General features: G+C 70.8%; 3 protein-coding genes. 1 reads left to right on the forward strand and 2 read right to left on the reverse strand.

From position 1 onward, the window contains the following. Together H5J31_RS39410 and glmS are read right to left on the reverse strand one after the other, a co-directional pair. Positions 1 to 1,234, reverse strand: a 1,234-nt coding sequence (locus tag H5J31_RS39410; RefSeq protein ID WP_181777749.1) for an NAD(P)H-hydrate epimerase, incomplete at its 3' end; no start/stop codon positions are given. Positions 1,235 to 1,248: 14 nt separating this feature from the next. Continuing rightward, positions 1,249 to 3,111 (reverse strand): glutamine--fructose-6-phosphate transaminase (isomerizing), encoded by a 1,863-nt coding sequence (glmS, locus tag H5J31_RS39415; RefSeq protein WP_181777750.1) that lies wholly within the window; start codon positions 3,109 to 3,111, stop codon positions 1,249 to 1,251. A gap of 172 nt (positions 3,112 to 3,283) precedes the next feature. Between glmS and H5J31_RS39420 the strand changes: the two genes are divergently transcribed. Then, entirely contained in the window at positions 3,284 to 4,108 is an 825-nt protein-coding gene (locus H5J31_RS39420; protein WP_181777751.1) for a dienelactone hydrolase family protein, read from the forward strand. Positions 4,109 to 4,409 lie beyond the last annotated feature (301 nt).

Raw genomic sequence — 4,409 nt, forward strand, 5'->3', positions numbered from 1 at the left:
ACGACCCACGCGGCGTGTTCACCAGCGTGCGCCCGTCCGGCGCCGCGACCACCGTGCAGTGCCCCTTCAAGAGCACGACGGCGTCGTACTTCCGCGCGGCCGACCGCGCCGCGGCGACCCGGTCCGCCCCCGGCGGCGAACCCATCAGCCGCTCGTATTCCCCCGCGTGCGGGGTCAGCACGAGCGGAGTGTCCGGATCGCGCGCGTCGAGCACGTCGGGCGAGCGCGCGATGATCGTCGTCGCGTCGGCGTCCGCGCACACCGGCACGCCTCGCCCGAGCACGAACCGCAGCACTTCTCGCCCCTCGTGCCCGGTCCCGATCCCCGGCCCGACCACCCATGCCTGCACCCGGCCGGCATCCGTCACCGACCCGGTCGCGATGACCTCGGGCCAGCGCCCTCGCACCACGTCCGCGGCGTGCCCGGCGTACCGCACCAGCCCGGACGTCGCCCGCACCGCCGCGCCCGCCGCGAGCACGGCCGCACCCGGATATGTCGCCGATCCGGCGGCCACGCCGACCACGCCCTGACTGTATTTGTCGTCGTCAGGCCCCGGAATCGGCCAAGCCGCCGCGACGTCCGCGGTGTCGAGTCGCTCCAGATCGGGCTCGCCGAGTTCGGACCGCAACCCGATGTCCACCAGCGCGACCTCTCCACACGAAGCGGGCGCGAGAACGTGCACCGGTTTGAGCGCGCCGAAAGTGACAGTGCGATCGGCGACGACGGCCGCACCGTCGACGTCGCCGGTGTCCGGATCCACCCCGCTCGGCAGATCGACGGCCAGCACCGGCGAATTCACGTACTCCAGCAACGCGGCGGCGTCCGGCCGCAAGGGCCCACGCGCCGAAATACCGACGATCCCGTCAAGGACGAGATCAGCCTGTCGAATCCACTGTGGACCGTCCTCAAGGGACACCACCCGACCGCCCGCCCGCTTCAACGCGGCCAAACCCGCCGCATGAGCACGTTCGGGCTTCAGTAGGATCGCCGCGACGGCCACGTTGCGACGACGCAGGAACGCGCCCGCCCACAAGGCGTCACCGCCGTTGTTGCCCGAGCCGACGAGCAGCGTCACCCGCCGCCCGGACACCGAACCCGTGTGGTCGGCCAGCATCTCGGCCGCGTGCACCGCGAGCCCGAACGCCGCGCGCCGCATGAGCTCGCCGTCGGGAGTGACGGCGAGCAACCGGTCCTCCGCCGCGCGAATCCGTTCCGTGGTCCAGATTCCCTGCACGACGCCTCCGGTCTTTACTCGACGGTGACCGACTTCGCCAGGTTACGCGGCTTGTCGACGTCATACCCACGCGTACGGGCGATCTCGGCGGCCAGCACCTGCAGTGGAACCGTCGAAACCAGCGGCTGCAGCAGCGTCGGGACGGCCGGGATCTCGATCAGCTCGTCGGCGAACGGGCGGACGGTCTCGTCGCCCTCCTCCGCGATCACGATCGTCCGGGCACCGCGCGCCTGAATTTCGCTGATGTTCGACACCAGCTTCGAGTGCAGCACCGCACGGCCCTTCGGCGAAGGCATCACAACGACGACAGGCAGGCCTTCTTCGATCAGCGCGATCGGGCCGTGCTTGAGCTCGCCGGCCGCGAAACCCTCGGCGTGCATGTACGCCAGTTCCTTGAGCTTCAACGCGCCTTCGAGGGCGACCGGGAAACCGACGTGGCGGCCGAGGAACAGCACCGCCTTCGAGTCGGCGATCCGGCGGCCGAGGTCCCGAACCTGGTCCACAGTGGACAGAACCTTCTGCACGGCTGCGGGCATGGCCTCGAGTTCGGCGAATTCGCGGGCGACCTCGTCCGGGTACTTCGTGCCGCGCGCCTGCGCCAACGCCAGGCCGACCAGGTAGTTGGCCGCGATCTGCGCGAGGAACGCCTTGGTCGAAGCGACGCCGATCTCGGGTCCGGCGTGCGTGTAGAGGACGGCGTCCGACTCACGCGGGATCTGCGCGCCGTTCGTGTTGCAGACGGCCAGGACGCGCGCCTTCTGCTCACGCGCGTGGCGGACGGCCTCGAGAGTGTCCGCGGTCTCGCCCGACTGCGACACGGCGACGACCAGCGTCGCGCGGTCCAGCACGGGGTCCCGGTAGCGGAACTCGCTGGCCAGCTCGACCTCCACGGGGAGGCGGCACCAGTGCTCGATGGCGTACTTGGCGACCAGGCCGGAGTGGTACGCGGAACCACAGGCGACGACGAAGACCTTGTCCACGTCGCGGAGGTCCTGGTCGGAGATGCGCTGCTCGTCGAGGATGATCCGGCCACCGTCGAAGTGGCCGCGCAGCGTATTCGCCAGCGCCTCGGGCTGCTCCTCGATCTCCTTGAGCATGAAGTACTCGTGGCCGCCCTTTTCCGCGGCCGAGAGGTCCCAGTCGACGGTGAACGGCTTGGCCTGGGCGGCATCGCCGTGGAAGTCGGTGACCTCGTAACCCTCGCGGGTGATCACGACGAGCTGGTCCTGGCCGAGTTCGACGGCCTCGCGCGTGTGCTCGATGAACGCGGCGACGTCGGAAGCGACGAAGTGCTCGCCTTCGCCCACGCCGACGACCAGCGGCGAGGAGCGGCGGGCGGCGACGATGGTGTCCGGCTGGTCGGCGATGGTCACGACCAGGGTGAACGCGCCTTCGAGACGACGGCAGACCGAGGCGACGCTGGCCGGGAAGTCGCCCTTCGTGTCGCCCTCGGCGTACGCGCGGGAGATGAGGTGCGCGGCGGTCTCGGAGTCGGTGTCGCTCGCCATCTCGACGCCGTCGGCCTCGAGCTCGCCGCGCAGGGCGGCGAAGTTCTCGATGATGCCGTTGTGCACGACGGCGACGCGCTGGGAGGCGTCGCGGTGCGGGTGCGAGTTGCGGTCGACCGGGGCGCCGTGGGTGGCCCAGCGGGTGTGACCCATTCCGGCGGTGCCGGTGAAGGCGTCCCTGCCGACGGTGTCGAGCTGGGTCTCCAGGTTGGCCAGGCGGCCCGCCTTGCGCTCGACGTTCAGTGCTCCCGCACCGTCGAGGACGGCGACGCCTGCCGAGTCATAGCCGCGGTATTCCATCCGCCGGAGTCCGCCGATGACGACGTCCAGGGCCGGGCGGTGTCCGACGTATCCCACGATTCCACACACGGCCACCAGCCTAACGAGGGACGTCCGCGCCCTTCGCCCGGGCGCCCGCCACCTGCGTTCAGCGGGCTAAACGCGATACGTAGGCATGCTAAGCAGCGCGGTTAGCCCGCGAAAGTCGATACGCGGGGCGGCGCGCGGGCCGGACGGGGGCGCGGGCAGTAAGGTCACGACCATGGCCAGCAAGCCCAAGCAGCTGCTCGCGGAGCTGTCCCACCCAGGTCCGCACGACGTCCTGCGCGGCAATCTCGCCCTGGTCGGACTGCCCGGTGTCGTGTTCACGCCCCGCTCGGGGCTCGGTCTGCCCGCGATCGCGTTCGGGCACGGATGGTTGCAGCCGACCGGGAGCTACCGGCATCTGCTCCGGCACCTCGCGAGCTGGGGCATCGTCGCGGCCGCCCCGGCCACCCAGCGCGGACCGCTGCCGTCGCATCGGCTGCTGGCGGGCGACCTGCTCACCACCCTCGATCTGATCACGACGGTCCGCCTCGGCCCCGACGGCATCAGTGTCGACCCGGCGAAGCTCGGTCTCGCGGGGCACTCGACCGGCGGCGGTTCGGCCGTGCTCGCCGCCGCGCAGTCGGCCGATAACGAGGATCGGCCGCGAGTCCAGGCCGTCGCGACCATCACTCCCGCGCAGACACTGCCGCCGGCGACCGTGTCCGCCCGGTCCGTGTCCGTCCCTGGTCTGCACCTCGCGGCGAGTGAGGATCTGGTCGCGCCGCCGATCGGGCACGCCGAAGCCATCGCGGACGCCTGGGGCGGGCCGGTGCAGCTGCGGACGCTCGGGAAGTCGTCGCATCTCGGCGTCACCGAGGGCAGGCACTGGAGCCAGCTCCTGCTGCACGGGAAGCCGCACCGCGGGACCCAGCAGCTGACGAGGGCGCTGTTCACCGCGTTCTTCCTCACCCACCTCACCGGGACGACGAAGTACCAGGCCCTGCTGGACGCCGACGTCAAACGCGCCCCGATCGGCCTCCAGGACGAACCCGCCGCCTGACCCGCTCCGACCTGCGTTTAGCGGGCTAATCGCGATCCGGGCCGTGAACCGCGCCCGGTTACTTAGCCTGCCTACGCGTCGCGGTTAGCCCGCGAAAGTCGATTTGGGCCGGGCGGGTGCCCCAGCCGTCAGATCGCGATTAGCCCGCGAAACGCAGGTCGGAGGAGGCGGGCGGAGCGAGCGAAAAAGAGGGCCCGGCTCAGGTGAGCCGGGCCCCGGAAGTGCGCTGGGCGGTCAGTCGACCATCCACGAGTTGTTCGAGAAATCGTCGTCGTCGAAGCCCTTGTCGTCCCGTGCGTGA

The organism is Amycolatopsis pittospori (genome assembly GCF_013870525.1).
Lineage (GTDB): Bacteria > Actinomycetota > Actinomycetes > Mycobacteriales > Pseudonocardiaceae > Amycolatopsis > Amycolatopsis pittospori.